Annotated in this window: 23 protein-coding genes; 12 read left to right on the top strand and 11 right to left on the bottom strand. The window is 69.3% G+C overall.

The annotated features are described in order from the left end of the window. Window positions 1-50 precede the first annotated feature (50 nt). The 9 genes from TRAD_RS04355 to phoU form a co-directional block, all read right to left on the bottom strand. Window positions 51-977 carry an MbnP family copper-binding protein gene (locus TRAD_RS04355; RefSeq protein WP_013177378.1) on the bottom strand — a complete coding sequence of 309 codons (927 nt, stop codon included), beginning with the start codon at window positions 975-977 and terminating at the stop codon, window positions 51-53. Between the two features lie 62 nt (window positions 978-1,039). Next, window positions 1,040-1,861, bottom strand: a complete 822-nt coding sequence (locus TRAD_RS15075) for a copper resistance D family protein (protein WP_013177379.1) — start codon at window positions 1,859-1,861, stop codon at window positions 1,040-1,042. Window positions 1,862-1,866: 5 nt separating this feature from the next. Then, entirely contained in the window at window positions 1,867-2,337 is a 471-nt protein-coding gene (locus tag TRAD_RS04375; protein ID WP_013177380.1) for a copper resistance CopC family protein, read from the bottom strand. Between the two features lies 1 nt (window position 2,338). Next, window positions 2,339-2,974 (bottom strand): hypothetical protein, encoded by a 636-nt coding sequence (locus tag TRAD_RS15080; protein WP_013177381.1) that lies wholly within the window; start codon window positions 2,972-2,974, stop codon window positions 2,339-2,341. Between the two features lie 120 nt (window positions 2,975-3,094). Beyond that, a complete protein-coding gene (locus TRAD_RS04385; RefSeq protein ID WP_013177382.1) occupies window positions 3,095-3,481 on the bottom strand; it encodes a DUF2946 family protein in 387 nt (128 codons plus the stop codon). Between the two features lie 48 nt (window positions 3,482-3,529). Next, complete coding sequence (locus TRAD_RS04390; protein WP_221401654.1) at window positions 3,530-5,086, bottom strand: hypothetical protein; 1,557 nt, start codon at window positions 5,084-5,086, stop codon at window positions 3,530-3,532. 115 nt (window positions 5,087-5,201) lie between these two features. Then, window positions 5,202-5,516 (bottom strand): hypothetical protein, encoded by a 315-nt coding sequence (locus tag TRAD_RS04395; protein ID WP_013177384.1) that lies wholly within the window; start codon window positions 5,514-5,516, stop codon window positions 5,202-5,204. 1 nt (window position 5,517) lies between these two features. Beyond that, window positions 5,518-5,916, bottom strand: coding sequence for a FixH family protein (locus TRAD_RS04400; RefSeq protein ID WP_148221184.1), 399 nt, complete (start codon window positions 5,914-5,916; stop codon window positions 5,518-5,520). A gap of 72 nt (window positions 5,917-5,988) precedes the next feature. Further along, complete coding sequence (gene phoU, locus TRAD_RS04405) at window positions 5,989-6,660, bottom strand: phosphate signaling complex protein PhoU (protein ID WP_013177386.1); 672 nt, start codon at window positions 6,658-6,660, stop codon at window positions 5,989-5,991. A gap of 951 nt (window positions 6,661-7,611) precedes the next feature. On the opposite strand from phoU, the gene TRAD_RS04415 reads away from it, so the two are divergent. Together TRAD_RS04415 and TRAD_RS04420 are read left to right on the top strand one after the other, a co-directional pair. Then, entirely contained in the window at window positions 7,612-8,283 is a 672-nt protein-coding gene (locus TRAD_RS04415) for a response regulator transcription factor (protein WP_013177387.1), read from the top strand. Window positions 8,284-8,291: 8 nt separating this feature from the next. Next, window positions 8,292-9,278 carry a sensor histidine kinase gene (locus TRAD_RS04420; protein WP_049772958.1) on the top strand — a complete coding sequence of 329 codons (987 nt, stop codon included), beginning with the start codon at window positions 8,292-8,294 and terminating at the stop codon, window positions 9,276-9,278. Here TRAD_RS04420 and TRAD_RS04425 read toward each other — a convergent pair. Then, the gene (locus tag TRAD_RS04425) at window positions 9,261-9,986 is read right to left on the bottom strand and encodes a metallophosphoesterase family protein (protein WP_013177389.1); all 726 of its coding nucleotides are present in this window, start codon (window positions 9,984-9,986) and stop codon (window positions 9,261-9,263) included. The two genes, TRAD_RS04420 and TRAD_RS04425, sit on opposite strands and share 18 nt — an antisense overlap. A 203-nt stretch (window positions 9,987-10,189) precedes the next feature. Beyond that, window positions 10,190-10,567, bottom strand: coding sequence for a PRC-barrel domain-containing protein (locus tag TRAD_RS04430; RefSeq protein ID WP_013177390.1), 378 nt, complete (start codon window positions 10,565-10,567; stop codon window positions 10,190-10,192). A 217-nt stretch (window positions 10,568-10,784) separates the two neighbouring features. Here TRAD_RS04430 and TRAD_RS04435 point away from each other — a divergent pair, with 217 nt between their 5' ends. The 10 genes from TRAD_RS04435 (at window position 10,785) to TRAD_RS04480 (ending at window position 20,221) form a co-directional block, all read left to right on the top strand. Beyond that, window positions 10,785-11,540: an SDR family NAD(P)-dependent oxidoreductase gene (locus tag TRAD_RS04435; protein ID WP_013177391.1), complete on the top strand. Its 756-nt coding sequence runs from the start codon at window positions 10,785-10,787 to the stop codon at window positions 11,538-11,540. Between the two features lie 81 nt (window positions 11,541-11,621). Further along, a complete protein-coding gene (locus tag TRAD_RS04440) occupies window positions 11,622-12,233 on the top strand; it encodes a trimeric intracellular cation channel family protein (RefSeq protein ID WP_041947582.1) in 612 nt (203 codons plus the stop codon). A gap of 1 nt (window position 12,234) precedes the next feature. Beyond that, the gene (locus TRAD_RS04445; protein WP_013177393.1) at window positions 12,235-13,209 is read left to right on the top strand and encodes a threonine ammonia-lyase; all 975 of its coding nucleotides are present in this window, start codon (window positions 12,235-12,237) and stop codon (window positions 13,207-13,209) included. 67 nt (window positions 13,210-13,276) lie between these two features. After that, window positions 13,277-13,651, top strand: coding sequence for a hypothetical protein (locus TRAD_RS04450; RefSeq protein ID WP_148221185.1), 375 nt, complete (start codon window positions 13,277-13,279; stop codon window positions 13,649-13,651). A 34-nt stretch (window positions 13,652-13,685) separates the two neighbouring features. Further along, window positions 13,686-14,723, top strand: a complete 1,038-nt coding sequence (locus TRAD_RS15085) for a hypothetical protein (protein WP_013177395.1) — start codon at window positions 13,686-13,688, stop codon at window positions 14,721-14,723. Between the two features lie 389 nt (window positions 14,724-15,112). Next, window positions 15,113-15,634: a hypothetical protein gene (locus tag TRAD_RS04460; protein WP_013177396.1), complete on the top strand. Its 522-nt coding sequence runs from the start codon at window positions 15,113-15,115 to the stop codon at window positions 15,632-15,634. 336 nt (window positions 15,635-15,970) lie between these two features. Next, window positions 15,971-16,864 (top strand): UbiA family prenyltransferase, encoded by an 894-nt coding sequence (locus TRAD_RS04465; RefSeq protein ID WP_013177397.1) that lies wholly within the window; start codon window positions 15,971-15,973, stop codon window positions 16,862-16,864. 23 nt (window positions 16,865-16,887) lie between these two features. Next, a complete protein-coding gene (locus tag TRAD_RS04470; protein ID WP_013177398.1) occupies window positions 16,888-18,309 on the top strand; it encodes an alkaline phosphatase family protein in 1,422 nt (473 codons plus the stop codon). A 24-nt stretch (window positions 18,310-18,333) separates the two neighbouring features. Then, complete coding sequence (locus TRAD_RS04475; protein WP_013177399.1) at window positions 18,334-19,452, top strand: Gfo/Idh/MocA family protein; 1,119 nt, start codon at window positions 18,334-18,336, stop codon at window positions 19,450-19,452. Next, entirely contained in the window at window positions 19,445-20,221 is a 777-nt protein-coding gene (locus tag TRAD_RS04480) for a sugar phosphate isomerase/epimerase family protein (protein WP_013177400.1), read from the top strand. Before TRAD_RS04475 ends, TRAD_RS04480 begins: the two co-directional genes overlap by 8 nt. The last annotated feature ends 29 nt before the right edge of the window (window positions 20,222-20,250 follow it).

Here is a 20,250-nt window from a genome sequence, read left to right on the forward strand (position 1 = left end):
GCCTCCTTGAAGCTGGAGGCGGGTGTCCGCCTCCAGCTTGTGCCAAAGCGCTACTGCGCGCGCGCTACGCGGAAAAAGCTCGCTCCCGGCTCGCTGCTGCCACTCTGGAGGTCGAGTCCGAGGTTGGTGAACACGACCTCGCAGTCGGGGTCGTCGTGGCCCGACATGCACCCCGGAGGGGCGAGCTCGAGCGACTGGCTGAGGTCGACGCCCTCATAAAGCCGTGCGAGGTCGGCGACGATGGTGTCGCGCATGGGGTCGAGCTCGAGCCGCACCTCGACGCGGTTGGGGCGCTCACACTCGGCGTTGGGGGGGACGACGCTCGAGGGCGAAGCGCAGCCGGTGCTGCCCAGGTGAAGGGGCCAGAACCCCTCGCGCGGCGCGGCATGCCCCTCGGTGTCCTCGGGGTCGCTCTCCGGCGTCGCAGCGTGCTCGCCCCCGCCGGTCGCTTCGGGGCTGCTAGCGGTCTGCAGGTCGATGCGGGCGAACTTGTACCCCGCCTGCCAGTTCCACCAGAGGGCGCTCAGGTTGAGCGGGCTAGGGGCGGTGGTGACGTCGAGGTGATTGAGCGTAAAGGGCACCCCGAGGGTAAAGGCGACGCCGATGTAGTCGCCCGCCGGGGCGCGCCCCATCACCTGGGTGTTGGTCTCCGCCGTTCCCCCCTCGCAGCTGCCGCTGCCGTCCTCAAAGTCGAGGAGCGCGACGGGCCCGTGCTGCCAAGCGTTCTGCTCGAGCTCGAGGGGTACCTCATCGCCGGTGGCGCTCAGCAAGCGGACGTTAGAGACGTAAAAGCGCAGGTCGAGAAGTTCGGTTTCAGTCGCCTCGCTGCCCAGGGGTGGCAGCGGCGCGCCGCACGAGACGCGCTCGTCACCAGCGCGAACATCGAAGGTGAGGGTCACGGGGGAAACGTCATCCTGCGCGCTCGCGAGCGGCAGGGCGAAAGCAGCGAGCGCGGCGAGGACGGCGGTCGTTTTCATACGGCCTCCTTGGCGTTGGGTGTTCGTGGTGTTCACGGTGCGTCCCTAAGCGTCCTTAATCGCTAATCGTGAGGTAAAGGGCTCGTGGTGAGCACGCCGGTCACGGCGAAGATCGCCAGCAACAGCCCCGCTTCGGCGAGCAAAACGGCGCCGAAACGGTGGGTAAGCGTGGCCGAGTTCCCCCGACGCAGCCGCGGCAGAAAGTGCCAGCGGTTAAGCGCTGCGAGCGCGAGGGTAAGGCCGACGAGGGCGACCTTACCGAGGAGCGACCAGCCGTAGCGGGTAGTGACGAGGACCTCGGGGCGCTCGATGTGGAGCGCGCTGGCGTAGACGCCGGTGGCGACGAGCAAGAGCACGCTCCACAAGCCGATGCGGGAGACGCGTCCGAGCACCCCTAGGCGCGCCTCCCCGAGGCCGCGCCAGCCAAGGGCGGCAAAGAGCACCGCGCCGCCCCAGAGCATCGCGGCAGCGAGGTGCCCCAGGTCGGCGACCAGCGCGGGGGGGCCGTGCATCACGGCGCCGTGGCTAAGGGCGCTAAACGAGAGGAGCACCCCGGCGCCCGCTAGCCCAAAGGGCCACGGGCGCGAAACGCGCAAAAGCCCGACGAGCGCGCCGGCGAGCGCGACGCGCGCGAGCACCCAGCGCCCGTGACGGGTCGTGGCGGCGTACTCGAGCGTGAGCCCCGCGTCGAAGCGGCCGGTGAGCCGAACGAGCGTCCAGACGAGGTCGCCCAAGCTGCCGAGGACGAGCAGTGCGGCCCCGAGGAGGGCGAGCGCGCGCAGGGAGCGCTCCGGCGCGCCGGGGCGGAGCGCGAAGCGGTAGAGCCCGGCGCCCAGGAGCAGCAGCGCGCCGAGGTACGCCGAGGCCTTTAGAAGGGCGTCCACGGGCCCTAGGGAAGCACGCTAAAGGTAAAAAACCCCTGCGTGGTGTGGGTGTCTATCGACAGCACGCGCCACATCACGACGTAGTGCGGCGCCTGCAAGCCCTCCTTGAGCGGCAGCGTGACCTCGGCGCTGACGCGTCCGTCGGCTTGCACGCCGGTGTCGGCGCGCGCCTCGTCGTCGTCCCTGGCCTCTAAGACCTCCGAGACGAGCTGCCCGGCGAGGGCACTCAGCCGCTGCTGCGCGTTCTCGGCCGACAGGTCGATCTCCGCCTCGAGGGGGTAGACCTTGTAGAGGCTGAAATTGACCTCGGTCGGCTCGGTAAAGCGCAGCGTCACCGCCTCGGGGAGTTCGCTCAAGACCTCCCCTTCGGCCGGCGTCGACGCCTCGAGGTAGGCGTGGGCGTGCGCCGCCCCCCCCAAGAGGGCGGCGCACGCCAGGAGCACGCGGAACAAGGTGGTAGCGGTGAGCGGCGTCATCTCAGGGGATGCTGATCGCCTCGAGCGGCAGCACGCCCGGTTCGCTGTGGGTGTACGCCTCGAAGGTCTCGTCGACCTCGAGCTCGCCGATAAAGCCGAAGATGCGGATCGGGTAGTCGCCGCTCTCGGTCGGGACGAAGGCGGCGGTGTAACGCCCCCCGCCGAGGTCGATGAGTTCGAGTTCGAGGGTGCTCTGGCCGTCCGGGCTGATGATCTGCGCGCTCAGCCCGGGTGCGAGGTTTTCAACCCCGGCGCCGCCGTGGCTGTGGCCGTGCTCGTCGGCGTGATCGTGCGCGTCGGCGTGCTCGTGCCCGTGGTCGTGGCCGTGGTCGTGCTCATGGTCGTGGGTGTGCTCATGATCGTGGCCGTGCTCACCCTCGTGCGCTGCGGCGGCGTGGTCGTGAGCGTGACCGTCCCCGTGGCCGTGTTCACCGGCGGCCTCGAGGTCTTCGGGGCGCGCTTCGGTGATGATGAGGTCGAGGCCGTTGAGGATGCCCGCATAGGCGGGGTTGACGGTGAACCCGACGGTGATCATGTAGGGGGTACCCGCGCTCTCACCGACGATGCGCGACTCGTGGGCGAAGGCGGCACTGAGCAGGGCGAGGGCGCACGCGGCGCCGAAAAGGCGTTGCAGCATAGCTTTCCTTTCATAAACGTGTCGGTCAACGACGGCCCAAGCTGTCTGGGCCGCCCTTGGTAGGGGGGAGGGTGTAGATGATGTCAGCAGGGGTGCGGCGAGGCGCGTGCCCAGATGCCGCTACGCTGCGCGGGGTGGCGCGCGGCTCCGGTAGTGCGCGACGGTGCGGTGAGAGGGCGCTCGGGTCGCGGCGCGAGCGGTTCTAAAGCGGCGCAGCGAGGCGACGGTCGGGTTGACTTCGGGGGCGAGGAGCCCCGCGCCGACGACGCAGAGCGCGCAGTGCGGCTCGCCGCGGTCGTGATGGCTTTTGTGCTCGCCGTGTGAGCGCTCCGGGGTGGGGTGATGGGGGTGCGCGGCGCATGTCGCTCCGTGGCCGAGCTGACCGAACGCGGCCACCTTGTGCGGTGCGTAGGGGGCCAGAGAGACCCCGAGCCCCACGGCCAGGGCCAGAGCGGCCCGCGCTACCCAGCGGAGCGCGTTATGGTTGCAGACGCGCCGGTGCCTCATGGCTCGCACCACTCACCAGCCTCATACCCCAGGGCCACGCCAAAGGCCCTAAAAGGTCGGACCAAACACGGTGCCGCGCATCTCCATGGGCTGGGCGAGCACCCACACGGAAAACGCGGCGAACACGAGGATGAAGATGAGGGGTGGCCAGAGCGCCAGGGCGCCGCGCCGTCCAAAGTCGCGCAGGGCGATCCTAAAGGCAACCCAGAGGGCGAGGAGCGAGTAGAAGCTCACCAGGGTCGCGCCGATGGGGAAAAGCCAGCGCGTCGGGATCAGCCGGGAGAGCCGCCAGTTGGGATCTACGGGCAGCCCGCGGAGGGCGAAAAAGTGCTCGAACACGGGGACGATGCTGAGCGCGCCGGTTAAAAAGTGAAAGAGGTAGTGCGCCGCCCAGAAGCCGAACGCCAGCGGCAGGAGCACGTAGCCCCAACGTAAGAGCGCTGCCTGGAGCCCCTGCCGGACCCCGCCCAAACGGTCGGCGTAGAGCGCCATCGCGGCGGTGATGCCGAAGCCAAAGGCGCTCACGAGCCCGAAGATGAAAGCGAGCAAGAGCGGTTCGTTGCGCGTCCCCAAGGTGTCGGACAACCACTGCGCAAAGCTGAAGTAGGGCCCGATCATGGCAACAGCGTTGAGCAGTCCCCAGAAGGCGAGAAAAACCCCGAGCAGCACCACGCTCAGCTTGCCGCGGCGCGCCCACACCTCGCGGGTCCACTCCCACCCCGGAGCGCGCGTGACGAGCGCGACGTTGTCGTAGGGGCAGGCGCGCACGCAGTTAAAGCAGTTCGTGCAGTCCATGTTCGACTGGATGGTGGGAACGAAGAGGTCCGTTTCGCACCCCGGGAAGAAGCCCTCGCCGTTGGGGCGCGTAATCTCGCTCAAGGGGATAAAGGCGGCTTCGCCCTTCGCGTCGGCGCGGTCGGCGTAGCTCTCGCGGCCGTGCAAGCACGGTTTATGCTCGCACCGGCGGCAGATGTCGGCGTCTTTGGCGGCGATCTGCGTCGGCGAGGCGGTCGCGAGGGCGAAGTTGAAGTTGCCCAGCGGGCACACGTAGCGGCAGAAGGTGCCCGCCGGAAAGAGGGTGTCGATAATGAGCGCGCCCGCGAAGTAGGCGAGCACCAGCCACGCGGTCAGCCAGGGGCTCGCCCAGAGGTTGAACGCTTCGTACGAAAAGAAAAAGAGCAGCAGCAACAGGAGGACGACAACCTTGTTTTTGAGCACGCCGGGCCAGCGGAGTTTGCCCGGCAGCAGGCGCTCGAGGCGCCGGGTCGCGCCGCGCGTCAGCATGAGCGGGCACGCGGCGCAAAAGGCGTTGCCCAACAGGGCGAGCGCGACCACCACGAGCCCGCGGTAGTGGAGCCAGACGCTGGTGGTGGCGACGTTGCGCGGGGCGAGCTGCCGACCGGTAAAACCGTCAACGAGGACGAAGAGGGCGAGCACCAAAAGTGGCAGCTGAAGGGCCAAGCGGGCGTAGCGCCAGCGCACGAACGCGCGCAGGCCCGGCAGAGCGAAGAGGTCGAAGCCTCGAGGTTGCGCGACGAGGGGCCCCGAACGCGGGGTGTGGGCGGGGGTCGCGCGCTCGGTAGGGTACATCGGCAGCTCGGTCATCTGGTGAGCTGCTCCGGCGAGAGGTGAACGGTCATCGGTCCCCTCCTAGGGTGTGATGGGTGGGCGCCGAGGGGGACGCCTCGGCGCGCGGCTTCGGTAACGGCGCGTGCTTAGGTTACGGAAGCTGCCCGGGAGGGGCGCGGCTACAGGAGCGGAGGCGCAGCGGCGCCGCGGCGCGCGGTGTGAGGTGCGTAGGGGGCGCGTCGCTTTGGTAGAGCACGAAGGGCACCACCGCGGGTGCGCAGAGGGTGGCGACGCCCAGAACCGCGTCGACCGTATGCACGTGCGGCGGGGTCCCCTCGGGGTGGGTGTGGCCGAAGTCGTGTTCAGCGGCGAGGACGGGAGTGGCAAAAAGCGCCGAGGTCAGCAGAAACGCGAGCAGGGCCCTGAGCCCCGCCGAGAGGGCGCGCTGAAGCCGCGGCGCGTGCACCTTAGCCTCCGGGAACGGAGATCGGCCGGTCGGCGCTCGCGCGGGCGCCGTCGGGCAGGGTCACCTCGGCGGTGAGCAGCCAGTCGCCCGCCATGTTGAGGTCGAAGTCGGGGACGCTGTAGAGGCCGGGCTCGAGCTCCTGCGCCTCGGCGATGACCGGCTCCATGCCGGCGTGCGTCATGTTGCCCGTCACCGTGACCTGCGCCTCGGAGACGCCCTCGCTACCGTCGAGGACGTAGACGAGCACCTCGGCGGGGCCGACGGCGGGGGGGTTGGGCAGCTCGAGGCTCACGCGCACCCCCGGCGGGTTCTGCACGCTCCCCGCACCGCTGGCCGCTTCGGGCGGCCGGCAGGCGCTAAGGGGCGCGCACAAAAGGAGCATCAGGACAAGTCGCTTCACTCCGCCTAGTGTACTCCGCGCGGGCGCTTGGGGGGGTGGTACGAATGTCCTCAGCTGTTTGCCAGAGGCGGGCTAGGGGTTCAGGACTGCGAAACGCTCGCCAGTAAGCCAGTAGAGGGTGTGTTCGTTGACGTTCTCGAGGTGGTCGCCGATGCGCTCTAGGTGGCGGGCGACGCTCAGCAGCTTCGTCGCTTGGCCGATCAGCTTGGGGTTTTCCATCATGTAGGTTAGCAGTTCGCGCTGGATCTGCTCGTAGAGGTCGTCGATCTCGTCGTCCATGGCGTGCGCCTCACGGGCCGCGTTCGCGTCGGACTCGGCGATCGCTTTGATGGTGCGCTCGTTCATCAAGCTCAGGATCTCAAAGATGCGCACCGTGTCGACGTACTTTTTGATGGGCGGTTTTTCGGCCAGCTCGGCGCCCGCCCGCGCGATGTGTTTGGCGTTGTCGCCGGCGCGCTCGATGTCGGCTAAGGCGCGGTGCATGGCGCCCAAAAAGCGCAGGTCCGAAGCGGCGGGTTGGCGCCGCGCGATGACCGTCAAGATGGTCTGCTCGAGGCTCGCCTCGAGCGTGTCGACCTGCCGGTCGTTCTCCGCGCAGCGCTCGGCCGCCGCGACGTCGCCGTCAATAAGCGCGCGTTTGGCGAGTTCGCACGACTCGCGCACAAACGAGAGCATCCGCACGACCGAAGCGGTGATCTCCTGGAGGTTTTGGTCCAAGGGGTTCATGATGTCAGAGCGTAGCATCTTACGAGTATGACCGCGCGCTGTCAGGGGGGTGTCAGGAGAGCGGTTAAGGTAGTTACGCAGCCTTTACAAGGGGGCGGTGCTCCACCGCCACCGACGTTCGCGAAAGAAGGCGCACGGGGGCTTGGACCGCGGGCTTCTGCCGGGAGGGGAATAGAGGCTTGGGTCGAGAGCGGTTGCGCTGGACGCCCCACGTTTCTGAGGTGCTGTGCAAGGAGATGCTCACATGAAGAGCCAGGGAGAGCTACCAGCCAGAGGGGCCCTGATAGCGTACGAGCCCCCACCCCCGCAGCCCCCTGCCGTTCAGATGCTAGTTGTAACTTCTGGTAGAGCTGTTCTCGGTCAGGAGGTGGTCCGCCGCTGGTGGTAGATGGAGAACTGGTTGAAGTGTCCTTGGACGACGCTGCGGCACGTCAGCTCGAGTGGCCTTTCCCGCTCATAACCCCTAGTACGGGAGACTTGCGGTGGACGTTCCACACCGCTGTGGCGCCCAGAAAGGTGGAGCTACAGATCATAGACGCTGCCACGTTTGACCCGCTCAAGCTCCCTCACGAGCACGACAACCTCGCCTCGTGTACGGTCAACGGCGACGACTTCGGCGGACAGCTACCCCGCTGCCTCTCGTCAAAAGATGACAGCGGACAGTGATTGCTATCCACCCCGGTCGACCGCAAGGTGGACACTCCCATGAAGGTTATCTTGACAGCCTGGTGGCACTACCTCTCTCCCTCGTCCTGACGGCTACCTCGCTTGATGAAGCGTTTGATTCAACAACCTTGTGGGCGACTTGGGTGTTTACGCTGTCTGGTGAGTCAAAGTAGGCGGTCGTCGGCTTACGTCGTCCCGTTCCCTGACGGCGCCCTGACAAAGGGGGGGCTACAATGCTCCTATGCAGGCCCTCGGGACCCCGGATAGCACGCGAGGCACGCCCAAACGCGGCATCCCCAAACGATGAGCGCGCGCGTCTTGGTCGTTGAAGATGAGTTCGTGGTGCGCGAACTCATCGCGTTTCACCTCACGCAAGCGGGCTTTACCGTCGAGGAGGTCGGCACGCTCGAGGAGGCGTGGCGTTCGCTCACCGGCGTCGACGCGGTGGTGCTCGACTGGATGCTCCCCGACGGTTCGGGGGTGGAGTGGCTGCGGCGGCTCCGGGCGACCGTGCGGGGGGAGCGGCTGCCGGTGTTGATGCTGACCGCCCGCGCGAGCGAGCGCGACAAGGTCTTCGGGCTCGACGCGGGGGCGGACGACTACCTCGCCAAACCGTTCTCGTCAGCCGAGCTGACCGCCCGGCTGCGGGCGCTGCTGCGCCGCACCGAGCCGCAGCGGGTGCACAAGGTGGGCCCTTTGGAGCTCGACGAGCGCCTCGGGGTGGTGACCTTAAACGGCCGCGAGCTCTCCTTGACCCGCCGCGAGTTCGAGCTGCTGGCCTTTCTCTGCGCGAGCCCCGGGCGCGTCTTTTCGCGCACCGAGCTGCTCGACCGGGTGTGGGGGGAGGACTTTCTGGGCACCGAGCGCACCGTCGACCAGCACATCGCGCAGCTCCGGGCGCTCGTCGGCGCGGAGCTCATCGAGACGGTGCGCGGGCGCGGCTACCGCCTCCGCGCGCCCGAAGGGTCCGCTTAGGCTCGAGGATGGAGGGGCGCGTGGACGCGAGCGGGTTGGGCGCCGAGGCCTTCGGCGACTGGTTCGACGCGCTCGACGACGGCCTGATCCTCGTGCGCGGCGGCCGCGTGGTGCGGCTCAACGCTGCGGCGGGGCGGTTGTTGGAGGTCGACCCCGAAGCGGCGGTCGGTGTGCCTCTGATCGGCGTGCTGCGCGACCACCGCCTCGAGACGGTCTTCTGCGAGGGGGGCGAGGTCGAGCTCGAGACGCGCGGCCGGGTGCTGCGCGCCAAAGCGACCCCCACGAGCCTGTTGCTGCGCGACATCACCGAGGCGCGCCGCGCCCAGGAGAGCGCCCGCGAGCTCCTGGCGGTGTTGTCGCACGAGCTGCGCACCCCCGCGACGGCGATCCGCTCGAGCCTAGAGGCGCTCCGCTACCCCTTACCCGAAGAGCAGCGCGAGCGCTTTTTGGCCCACGCCGAGGCCGAGACGGAGCGCTTGGTGCGGCTGCTCGACGACCTCACCGTGGACGTCAAACCGCCGCGGCTGCGCTCGCTGGCGCTGCGCGAGGTGTTGGCGCGCGCCGAGGCGCTCCTGGAGGACACCTTCGAGGCCCACCGCGTGCGGCTTAAGACCGACGTGCCGCCGCTGATGGTGTGGGCGGACGCCGACAAGCTTCTGCAGGTGCTGATCAACCTCCTTGAAAACGCCGCCATCCACGGTCCCGACGGCGCTACCGTACACCTCAGCGCGCGACCGGTCGGCAGCATGGTGCAGGTCGTGGTGCGCGACGAGGGGACGCCGCTGCCGCAAGGGGGTATCGAGCGCCTTTTTGAACCGCACGCGCGCGGGCGGCGCGTCAAGGTCAAGGGGACGGGGCTAGGGCTCTACATCGTCCGCAGCATCGCGCAGCGCTGGGGCGGCCAAGCGTGGGGGCGGCCGCTCCCTAGCGGCAACGAGTTCGGCTTCAGCGTGCCGTTAAAGGGGAGCGCGCAGGCCTCAGAACCTCCCCGGTAGCTTCTCCGTCATCTTGCCGCGCTGCACCGCCTCGGCGACGGCTTTGGGCAGCCCCCACGCGACGATGTCAAACGCGACCGCGGCGACGTCGTAGTCGACTTTGTCCATGACGACCTCGAGCCCCCGCTCCGAAAAGCTCAGCAGGGCGTAGTCGGCGCCCGGTTCGCCGTTTAACGAGAGCCCGACCGACCCCGGGTTGATCACCCAGCCCGCTTGCAGGGCGTGATAGAAGGGCACGTGCGAGTTGCCGACGGCGAGGAGCTGGCAGCGCTGCGCCGCCAGCAGTCGGGTGAGCGCGGCGGCGTCTTGGTGGAGGCTGATGCGCTCACCCTGGCCCAGGGTGCCGTGGCACGCGCGCAGGCGTCCCAGAGGGGTCTGGAGGCGGAGCTGGACGGGGAGCTGCCTCAAAAAGGCGACGTGCTCGGGGTGGATCACGCTGCGCGTCCACTCGAGCGTCTCGTCGGCGACGCCGGCGCGCGGGCGTCGCGGGCGGGCGAACGCGAAGGCGACCTGTTCGTCGGCGGCGCCGAGCAGACACATCACCCGTTCGCGGCGCAGCAGCTCGAGCGTCTCGTTGGGCGAGGGGCCGTAGCCGACGACGTCACCCAAGCAGAGGATCGTCTCGGCGCCCCGCCTTTTGAGCTCCCGCAAGACCGCCTCGAGCGCGAGCACGTTGGCGTGAACGTCGCTGATGAGCCCTAACCGCACACGCGGAGTCTAGCACCGCGCGCGCACGCGCCGTGTCGGAGATTTCTCGTCGTGGCGCCCGCCGCCGCGGTGAGCGGTGGGCCTGCGCGAAGGCGGCGAGACCCGGTCCGGGTGTCCGAGCCGCCCGACGACCCAGCAAAAAGCCCAACAAAAAGCAAAAAAGGTGGGCCTAAAGCCCACCTTCACCTTTCGCTGGCCGCGCGTTAGACGCGCTCGTCCCAGTAGGGGCGGGTGCCGTAGTGCTGGTGCACGCGCTGGCCCCAGTCGCGGTCGGCGACGTTGGGCCAGTTGTTCTTGTCGAAGCCCTCGGCGTTTTTGAGCACCTCTTGGTCGACGTCGAGGATGAAGTTGTGGTTTTCGGCGTCGAGCCTAAAGGCGTTCCACGGTACGGCAAACAGCTTGTCACCCATGCCCAAGAAACCGCCGTAGCTCACCACCACGTAGGCGATCTTGCCGCCCTCGAGGTCGATCATGAGGTCCTGGACGTTACCCAGGTTTTCCCCTTGGCTGTTACGGATGTTGTCGCCGATCAGGGTTTTGGCGGTCAGGTTGCGGCCTTCTGGGGTGCGCATTTGGCTCATGTGTTCTGCCCTCCCTCGTAAAGTGAGCGCCCTTGACGCGGCCGACCGGAAGGGTCGGCACAACCGGATCGTCAGGCGCTGGCGTCCCGTCTACCCTAGGCGGGCGCGGAGCGCGCGACAGTAAGCGCGTCTACGAACCCGGTATGGCGGTACTAGTATCGCCCTCGGGACGGCGAGGCGAAGCGGCCATGCTAGGGTGAGCCTCGAGGAGGACACCATGACCTACAGCTTTACGGACAAAGTGGCGCTCGTCACGGGGGCCGGGTCGGGGATCGGCGAGGCGTGCGCCGTGACCCTCGCTGCGGGAGGCGCCAAGGTCATCGTCAGCGACCTCGACGAAGCGGGGGGGCGGCGCGTCGCCGAGGCGATCGGCGCGGACGGGGGGGAGGCGGTCTTCGTCAAAGCCGACGTCTCCGACCCGCAGGAGAACGAGGCGCTGGTGCGCGCGGCGACGGAGCGCTACGGCGGCCTCGACCTGGCTGTTAACAACGCCGGGATCGGCGGCGAGTCGAAGCCGACCGGCGAGTACAGCGTCGAGGCGTGGCGCCAGGTGATCGACGTCAACTTGAGCGGGGTGTTTTACGGGCTGCGCTACCAGATCCCGGCGATGCTCGCGCGCGGGGGCGGGGCGGTGGTCAACATGGCGTCGATTTTGGGGGTGGTCGGTTTCGCCAACGCGCCCGCTTACGTCGCGGCCAAGCACGGCGTCGTGGGGCTCACCAAAAACGCGGCGCTCGAGTACGCCGCCAAGGGGGTGCGCGTCAACGCGGTCGGGCCGGGGTTTATCAAAACCCCGCTCATCGACCGCAACCTCGACGACGCGACCCAAGAGATGCTCGTCGGCCGCCACCCCATCGGGCGCCTCGGGCGTTCGCAAGAGGTCGCGAACCTCGTCGCTTTTCTCCTCAGTGACGACGCCTCGTTCATCACGGGGGGCTACTACACGGTGGACGGGGGGTACACGGCGCAGTAGGCGACCTTCTGGCCCGGCGCGCGTTGCCCTCGCGGCGCGCTCGCGTTAAGCTGCGCTGTGCTGCTCTCCGTGTCCCCCAACCTGCTCGAGCTGCTCAGCTGGCTCGGCACGCTCACCTTCGCCGCGACCGGTGCGCTCGTCGGGGTGCAGCGGCGCTTCGACCTCTTGGGGGTGCTCGTGCTGGCGGCGGTCACGGCCATCGGCGGCGGTTCGATCCGCGACGTGATCGTCGGCATCTTGCCACCGACGTCGCTCCAAAATGAGCCGCTCCTCTGGGGCATCGCCCTGAGCGGCCTGGTGGTCTTTTACCTGCACCGGTTTTTGCGCGCCGAGGGGCGGCTCATCTACGGTCTCGACACGCTCGGGTTGGCGGTATTCGCCTCCCTCGGCGCCGAGCGGGGTCTTAGCGGCGGCCTCGGTATGTGGGGGACGGTCTTCGCGGGGGCCGTGTCGGGCGTCGGCGGCGGGGTGCTGCGCGACCTGCTGACCGGACAGGTGCCCGGCATCCTCTACCGCAACGGCGACCTCTACGCCTCGGCGGCGGCCGCGGGGGCGCTCGTGGTCTTCTGGAGCTACCCCTTCTCGCCCGAGTGGGCGGTCGTCGCGGGGCTCGTGACGACGCTCGCCCTGCGCCTCGGCAGCCGCGCGCTCGGCCTCAAGCTGCCGGTGCCGCGGCACCCGGGGGGGGTCTAGCGTGCTCACGCCGCCCACGCTCGAGGACGTCCGGGCCGCCGCGGCGCGCCTAGCGGGTACGGTGCACCGCACCCCGCTGCTGCGGCTGCCGCTGGCAGGGGAGGTCTACGCGAAAGCCGAGAGCTTGCAGCGGACCGGTTCGTTCAAGCTGCGCGGCGCGCTGAACTTTCTTGCCTCGCTCCCCGAAGCGGTGCGCGCGCGGGGGGTCGTGGCGCACTCGAGCGGCAACCACGCCCAAGGGGTCGCCTGCGCGGCCGCGCTCCTCGGCGTCCCGGCGACCATCGTGATCCCCGAAGGGGCCGCTGAGGTCAAGGTGGCGCGCACCGAAGCCTACGGCGCCCGCGTCGTGCGCTGCGCCCTCGGCGAGCGCGAGAGGGTGGCGCAGGGGCTCGCCGAGGCGCACGGCTGGACGCTCGTCCCCCCCTTCGACCACCCGTGGATCATCGCGGGGCAGGCAACCGCCGGGCTCGAGCTCGTCGAGGCGCTGCCCACCGTCGCGGACGTGCTCGTCCCCTTGGGGGGCGGTGGCCTGCTCGCCGGGGTGGCGCTCGCCGTGCGGGCGCTCGCCCCGCAAGCCAGGGTCTGGGGGGTCGAGCCGGAAAGTGCGGCGGACGGCAAGGCGTCGCTAGCGGCGGGGCGCGTGCAGCGCTGGCCCCCCGAGCGCACCGCCCGCACGGTCGCCGACGGGGTGCGCACCCCCGCCGTGGGGGAGTGCAACTTCCGGATCATCCGGGAGCGCGTCACCGACATCGTGACGGTCTCCGAAGCGGCTATTTTGGAGGCGACGCGCTGGTACGCGCGCGAGGCCAAGCTGGTCGTCGAACCGACGGGCGCGCTGAGCTTGGCGGGGCTGCACGCGCTCCGGGCGCGCGGCGCGCTCGGGGGGGGACCGACGGCGCTCCTGATTAGCGGTGGGAACATCGGTCTTCAGGCGCTCGCCGAGCTCCTGGCGGGGACGTCGCCAACGGACGCTTGAGCCCGCGCCCGGGTGTGCGCCCGCCGCGGGGTTTTGCGAGGTGAGTTGTGTACAATACTGCTGTACCGTGATGACACCTTTCGCCGCGCTTCTCCTCCTCGCTTTTCTCTGGCTCGTCCTCTTTGTGCTGCTCCTCTGGGGGCTTTTGGCGCCGCGGCGGCGGGACCAAGCGCCGACCGTGCGGGCTCGCCGACACGAGCCGCCGACGCCCGTCGTCCGCACGGTGCGCGCTGCAGAGCCGCCCGCAGAACGCCCCGTGCGCCGCGCGACAGAACCGACGGTCTACCGCACCTCGGTGCACCGCGGCGCGGCGCGCCCCGAGCCGAGCCGCGACGCGCCGCGCTACGACGCCGAAACCGATGAGGCGACCGAGCGCCCGCGCAGCCGCGACGACGAGGCGTTCGAGCGCTTCTGGAGACCCCGTGACGACCTCGAGTTCTAGGCGCGTGAACCCGTTGCGCCCCGCGTAGGCCGCTGTGGCGAACCCCCTACACGTCCCCAAGATGCTCGAGCTCGTCCGCGAGCTCGACCTCAGCGCGCTGCAGCGCCTCGCCGAGGGGCGCTTTCACCTCCTCGTGCTGGGCGAGGCGGCGCAACGCCTCGCCGAGCGGCTGAGCGAGACGCCGGGGCGCACCGGCGTTCACCCGTGGCTGAGCGTCCTGGAGGGAACCATGGGGGAGGGGCTCCCGTTCGCGCCGCCCGACGGGGTGCTCTTCGTGAGCGCCGACACGGGGGCGCCGCCGCGCGCGGTGAGCGAGGCGGCGGCCCGCGGCGGGGTGCCGCTGCTACGCGTCTGCGTCGCTGCGCCGGCGGAGGTGGGCGCCGACTTGCCCCGCCCCGGTGAGACGGGGCGCGCGCTCCTGCCCGAGCTCACGCCCGAAGCGGTGCGCCACGCGCTCGCGCCAGCGCTCCTGCGCGCCCTGCCCGAGCGGCTCCACCTCGCGCTGGCGCGGCAGCTCCCCGCGCTGCGCCCCGCGCTCTTTCGCGGGCTCATCGAGGAGACGGCGCGGGCGAACGCGCTCTACGCCGCCTCGAGCAGCGTGGTCGGGCTCGTCCCCGTCCTTAACCTTCCCGTGGCGCTCGCCGACACCGTCGTGCTCAGCAAAAACCAGCTGGTGATGACCTACAAGCTCGCGCTCGCGGCGGGCAAGACGGGCGGCGCGCAGGAGGTCTTGACCGAGGCGCTCGGGGTGTTGGGCGGCGGCCTCCTGTTTCGGCAGGTCGCGCGCGGCCTCGTCGGGCTCGTACCGGTGTGGGGCGCCGTGCCGAAGGTCGCCGTTGCCTACGCGGGAACGTGGGTCATCGGACAAGCGGCCGAGCGCTGGGCGACGCAGGGGCGCGCCCCGAGCGCCGCCGAGCTGAGGCCGCTCTACCAAGAGGCGCTGGCGCGCGGCCAACGGCTCGCCCGCAGCCTCGTTCCGCGGCGCCGGGCGCAGAAAGCCTTGCCCGCGCCCGAAGCGCAGCCCGACGACAGGGCGGGCGAAGAGGCGCAGCCGACTGACCCTCCACCCTAGAGGCGCCCTGAGCGGCTACCCATGCCCTCTGTGACACCATGAGCAGGCTGGTTAGCTGCGTTGTCACATCGATAAGAATGATAAAAAGTCGCTCGGCACGCACGTTCTGAGGTGATACCGGTAGGGACGCCCCGTGGCGCGGCTACATCCCTAGGCTACAGTCGTGAACGTGGGTGCAGCGTGGTTTCGGTGCGAGAGCCTCTCCGACCCATCGCGGCTACCTAAGCAAAGCTTCATCTGCGCGTCATCTCGGCGCTCGGGGCGCTCTCTAGACTAGAGCGTAGGCGCGGTACACCCTCCCTCGATCCCCGCTACCGCGCCGTCTTTTCGCCCCCGACCCGTGCCGCTTAAGACACCTTGGCAGGCTGCAGCGGCTCAAGGAGTGCACGATGAAACGTTCTGCCCTACTGCTAAGTCTCCTGACGCTGCTCCTCGCGGGCTGCGAGGTGATCATCACCGGTCCCCCCGCCGTGCGCGAGCCGCTGCGCGTTCTCGAGGCGACCTATAGAAGCAACTTCCAGGATCAAAACGGCCGCTACCTCATCTGCGACAACCGCACCACCACCCTTATCTACCGCTTTCGCTACCAGGGCGAGCTGCGCTCGTGGCGCTCCTACCTAAGGGGCCAGACGCTCGGTGAGGTGCGGGGCGACCGCACCTTCTACCCGAGGAGCCCCGGGGTTAGGGGATTTGACTCGGGCTACGAGGTGACGTATCAGATGGCCCCCTTTTTCGCACCCTACGCGGGCGGCGACCCCGCCGGGGCCGTCACCCCCCAAGCCATCGACGTCGTACCGGTGCCGCAACCCGAGGTCATCGGCAACACCCGGCTCCACCTGACGCTGCGCGGCGTCGGCGACGACGCCACGTTCGTGTCGCAAAACATCCCCGTCGTGGCCAACTGCCCCTAAGAGCGGTCCACGCCCTTACCCGCTCACCCCGCCGACGCCCCTGCTCGGGGCGCTCCGGTGGGGTGCCTTGGCTAAGGGGCGCGCCGGATGGCACGGGGTGCGCTGCCGCGGGGCGCGGCTTTGGGGCCGCCCCAAAGGACCGATCAGCGGGTATAGTCGGGGTTGCGACGCGCTCGCCGGAGCGCCGTTTTGCTTCGCCGGTGAGCCGAGCGACCCCTCGTTCGCGCCTAGCGAGCCCTTCCGTGAGGTCGCTACCGGTTCCCGAAACGTGCGTGCTCTAGAGCGCTTTTACCTGTGAGAGCGTAGGTAACCGCTAGCTGCCAAAAGGAGACGAACGTGACCTCGACGCCTCATCAGCCTTCGCGCGCGCGCGCGCACCTTGCGCTCGCGCGCCTCTCCAACAGCCCGACGGTCGTGAGCAACGCCCTAGCCGGTGCGGCCTTGGCGGGCGCCTTGAGCGCCGCGAGGGCGCCCACGGCGCTCGGCGCCCTCGTGATCCTGAGCGCCGCGATGGTCCTCTTTTACACGGCGGGGATGTACTTAAACGACCTCTTCGACCTCGAGCACGACCGCCGCGAACGCCCCGAGCGCCCGCTCCCCGCCGGCGCCGTCTCGCGGCGCGAAGCGCTGACTGCCACCGTGCTGCTCTTTGCCGCCGGCACCTTTTTGCTCTCGCTGCTGGGCGCCGCGCCGCTCGCAAGCGGCCTCGTCTTGCTGGCCCTCATCGTCCTTTATGACGCGTGGCACAAGACCAACCCGCTAAGCCCCCTTTTGATGGCCGCGACGCGCGCGATGGTCTACGTCACGGCGTTTCTGGCGCTCCGCCCCACCGTGCCGCCCGACGGGATGGTCGCCCGGATGGTCCTCTGGGCGCTGCTGTTGGGGCTCTACATCGTCGGCCTCACCACGATCGCCAAAACGGAGACGCGCACCCTGACGGGTTACTGGCCCGCGGCGCTGCTCTTTTTGCCCATCTTGTTCGCCGCCCCGCTGCTCCCCTGGACGCTCCTGTGGTTGCCGCTCGCGTTCGCGCTCTGGCTCGCCTACAGCCTCTCGTTCGTCTACGCGCCCGCGCGGCAGGTCGGGCGGGCGACCGCGCAGCTGATCGCCGGGGTGTCGCTCCTAGACGCGCTCGTGCTGGGGCTTTTCGGCACGCTCGGCGGGGTCTGGGCGGCGCTGGTCGCCTTCGGCGCGACGCTCGCGTTGCAGCGCTACATCCGGGGCACCTGATGGCGCCCTAGGAGGGGACTACCATGCACCGAACCGCCCACAAAACCGCCGTGCTCAACGTCGTCGGGTTGACGCCCGAACTCATCCCCCACATGCCGCGCGTCAAAGCGTTTGCGGACGCGGGCGCGCTCGCGACCCTCGCCGAGGTCGTGCCGGCCGTGACCTGCAGCGCGCACGCGACCTTTCTGACCGGCACCCTGCCGCGCGAGCACGGCATCGTCGGCAACGGTTGGTACTTTCGCGACGAGTGCGAGGTGCGCTTCTGGCACCGCTCGGATCGGCTAGTCGCCGGGGCGCGCCTCTGGGACGTCGCGCGCTCACAAGACCCCACCTTCACGGTCGCCAACCTCCACTGGCGCTACGCCACCTACTCGTCGGCGGACGTCGTGGTGATCGAGCGCCCCACCTACCCCGCCGACGGGCGCAAGCTGCCCGACATCTACACCTGGCCGCACGACCTGCGCCCCGCCCTGACGGCGGAACTCGGCACCTTTCCGCTCTTTCACTTTTGGGGCCCAAACAGCAGCATCAAGGGCAGCCGCTGGATCGCCGAGGCGGCCAAAGCCGTCGAGACCCGCTTCGACCCGACGCTGTCGCTCGTCTACCTGCCGCACCTCGACTACGCGCTGCAGCGCTTCGGGCCCGATCTCGCCAAAGTCGCGCGGGACCTGCGCGACATCGACGCGGTCGTCGGCGACCTGATCGACTTTTTCGCCGCGCGCGGCGCGCGGGTCGTGCTGCTCTCCGAGTACGGCATCGATTTCGTCTCCAAACCCGTGCACCTCAACCGCGTGCTGCGGGAGCGGGGATTTTTGAGCCTGCGCGAGGAGCTGGGTTTGGAGGTGCTGAACTTCGGCATGAGCGAGGCGTTTGCCGTCGCCGACCACCAGATCGCGCACGTCTACGTGCAGAACCCCGCGCGCTTGGGTGAGGTTCGGAGCCTTTTAGAGGCCACCGAGGGGGTCGGCGAGGTGTTAGACCGCGAGGGGCAGCGGCGCTACGGACTCGATCACCCCCGCTCCGGCGACCTGGTGGTGCTCGCGGAGCCGGGCGCCTGGTTTACCTACTACTACTGGTTCGACGACCGCAAAGCGCCCGACTTCGCGCGCACCGTAGACATCCACCGCAAACCCGGTTACGACCCGGTCGAGCTCTTTTTCGACCCCGCGATCAAACAGCCTAAGCTCAAAGCGGCCCGCATCCTCGCCTGCAAAAAGCTCGGCTTCCGCTACCTGATGGACGTCATCGGCCTCGACGCGACGCTCGTGAAAGGGTCGCACGGGTTGCGGAGCCGCAGCGAGGCGCGCGCGCCCGTGCTGATCACCCGAGAGCCCCTTAGGGGTCGGGTGCTCGACGCCACCGAGGTCTTCGGGGTGATCTTGGAGCACTTGGGGTTAGAGGCTCCCGCTTCGGCCCCGCGCCGTGGGGAGAATCTGTTAAGGTGAGCCTCGAGCCCATTGGAGGAGCGCTTGGTCAACGCCACCTTAAACCCCCTTCGCGTCGGTATCATCGGCGCGGGTAACGTCAGCAACCAGTACCTCAGAGCGGCGCGCTTTTTCCGCGCCTTTACCGTGGTGGCCATTGCCGACCTCGACGCGGCGCGGGCCCGCGCGCAGGCCGAGACCTACGGCGTGCCACGGGCCTGCACCGTCGGTGAGCTGCTCGCCGACCCCGAGATCGAGCTCATTATCAACCTCACCATCCCGAGCGCCCACGCCGCGGTGAGCACCCAGATCATCGAGGCGGGCAAATCGGTCTACAGCGAAAAACCCCTCGCGACGGCGCGCGACGACGCGCGGGCGCTGCTCGCGCTCGCTGCGGAGAAGGGGGTGCGGGTCGGCTGCGCCCCCGACACCTTTTTAGGGGGCGGTCTGCAGACCTGCTGCAAGCTCATCGACGACGGTTGGATCGGTCGGCCGATTGCGGTGACCGCCTTTATGCTCAGCCGCGGGATGGAGATGTGGCACCCCGACCCGGCCTTTTTCTACCAGCCGGGCGCGGGGCCGCTCTTCGACCTGGGGCCTTACTACCTCACGGCGCTCGTCAACCTCATGGGGCCTATGGCCAAGGTCGCCGGGTCGGCGGTGGCGAGCTTTCCGGAGCGCGTCGTCACCAGCCAGCCGAACTTCGGCGCGCGCATCCCCGTGGGCACCCCGACGCACGTCACGGCCCTTTTGACCTTCGCCTCCGGGGCGGTCGGCACCCTCCTCACGTCGTTTGACGTGTGGGCCTCGGAGCTGCCGCGCATCGAGGTCTACGGTACCGAGGGGACCCTATCGGTGCCCGACCCCAACACCTTCGGCGGCCCCGTGCGGCTCAAGCGGGGGGGCGCGGAGGTCTGGAGCGAGCTGCCCCTCACGCACGGCTACACCGACAACAGCCGCGGTCTGGGCGTCGCCGACATGGCGCACGCGCTCCGCTCCGGCCGCGACCACCGGGCGAGCGGCGAGCTGGCCTTTCACGTGCTCGACGCGATGCAGGCGGTTTTGGAGGCCGCCGAAGCCGAGCGCACCCTCGAGCTCACGAGCTGCGCCGAACGCCCCGCGCCCTTGCCGCTAGGTTTACTCGAAGGGATTCTCGATGACTGACGCTAAGCCCTACCGCGCCCGACTCGCCGTGCAGCTCTACACCCTCAGAAACCTCGAGCTGCCCCTTGAGGAGGTGCTCAAAGAGGTCGCGGCCGCCGGGTACGCGGGCGTCGAGACCGTCGGGACGCAGGGCGCCGACGCCGAGACGCTGCGGCGCGCGCTCGAGGCGAGCGGCTTGGTGGTCGCCTCGAGCCACGTCGCGTTGGCTGAGCTCGAGCGCGACCTTAAGGGCGTGCTGGCCTTTCAAAAAGCGGTGGGCAACGACACCGTCGTCGTGCCCTACGTGGGTCCCGGCGAGCGCGCCGAGGACGCTGGGGCGTGGCGCGCTTTCGGCGCGCGCCTCGGCGCGTTGGGGGAGCGTTGCCGGGACAAAGGGGTAACGCTCCTTTACCACAACCACGACTTCGAGATGGCTCTCTTGGACGGTAAGACGGCCCTAGAGCACCTGCTGGACGGCGCTCCTGAGGGCACCTTGGGCATCGAGCTCGACCTCGCTTGGGTGGTGCGCGGCGGCCGCGACCCGCTGCAGCTGCTTGAGACCTTCTCGGGCAAGCTCACCCGCGTGCACGTCAAGGACGTCGCGCCGGCGGGCGAGAACGAGGACGAAGACGGTTGGGCCGACGTGGGGTACGGCACGCTCGACTGGCAGAGCCTGCTGAGCGCCGCCGAAGCGGCTGGAGCGGCGTGGTTCGTGGTCGAGCACGACGCCCCCAAAGACCCCCTGGGGAGCATCCGGCGCTCGGCGGCGTACCTCAAGGGCCGGTGGTGAGCCGTGCGTGATGAGCGATGAGGCGTGAG

This window comes from Truepera radiovictrix DSM 17093, assembly GCF_000092425.1.
Lineage (GTDB): Bacteria > Deinococcota > Deinococci > Deinococcales > Trueperaceae > Truepera > Truepera radiovictrix.

What these genes read in the sequence shown, in the direction of transcription:
- TRAD_RS04460 (WP_013177396.1), top strand. Translation starts at nt 15,113, where the DNA reads ATGAAACGTTCTGCCCTACTGCTAAGTCTCCTGACGCTGCTCCTCGCG.
- TRAD_RS04355 (WP_013177378.1), bottom strand. Translation starts at nt 977, where the DNA reads ATGAAAACGACCGCCGTCCTCGCCGCGCTCGCTGCTTTCGCCCTGCCG.
- phoU (WP_013177386.1), bottom strand. Translation starts at nt 6,660, where the DNA reads ATGCTACGCTCTGACATCATGAACCCCTTGGACCAAAACCTCCAGGAG.
- TRAD_RS04375 (WP_013177380.1), bottom strand. Translation starts at nt 2,337, where the DNA reads ATGACGCCGCTCACCGCTACCACCTTGTTCCGCGTGCTCCTGGCGTGC.
- TRAD_RS04470 (WP_013177398.1), top strand. Translation starts at nt 16,888, where the DNA reads ATGCACCGAACCGCCCACAAAACCGCCGTGCTCAACGTCGTCGGGTTG.
- TRAD_RS15080 (WP_013177381.1), bottom strand. Translation starts at nt 2,974, where the DNA reads ATGCTGCAACGCCTTTTCGGCGCCGCGTGCGCCCTCGCCCTGCTCAGT.
- TRAD_RS04385 (WP_013177382.1), bottom strand. Translation starts at nt 3,481, where the DNA reads ATGAGGCACCGGCGCGTCTGCAACCATAACGCGCTCCGCTGGGTAGCG.
- TRAD_RS04390 (WP_221401654.1), bottom strand. Translation starts at nt 5,086, where the DNA reads ATGACCGAGCTGCCGATGTACCCTACCGAGCGCGCGACCCCCGCCCAC.
- TRAD_RS04420 (WP_049772958.1), top strand. Translation starts at nt 8,292, where the DNA reads ATGGAGGGGCGCGTGGACGCGAGCGGGTTGGGCGCCGAGGCCTTCGGC.
- TRAD_RS04435 (WP_013177391.1), top strand. Translation starts at nt 10,785, where the DNA reads ATGACCTACAGCTTTACGGACAAAGTGGCGCTCGTCACGGGGGCCGGG.
- TRAD_RS04480 (WP_013177400.1), top strand. Translation starts at nt 19,445, where the DNA reads ATGACTGACGCTAAGCCCTACCGCGCCCGACTCGCCGTGCAGCTCTAC.
- TRAD_RS04430 (WP_013177390.1), bottom strand. Translation starts at nt 10,567, where the DNA reads ATGAGCCAAATGCGCACCCCAGAAGGCCGCAACCTGACCGCCAAAACC.
- TRAD_RS04415 (WP_013177387.1), top strand. Translation starts at nt 7,612, where the DNA reads ATGAGCGCGCGCGTCTTGGTCGTTGAAGATGAGTTCGTGGTGCGCGAA.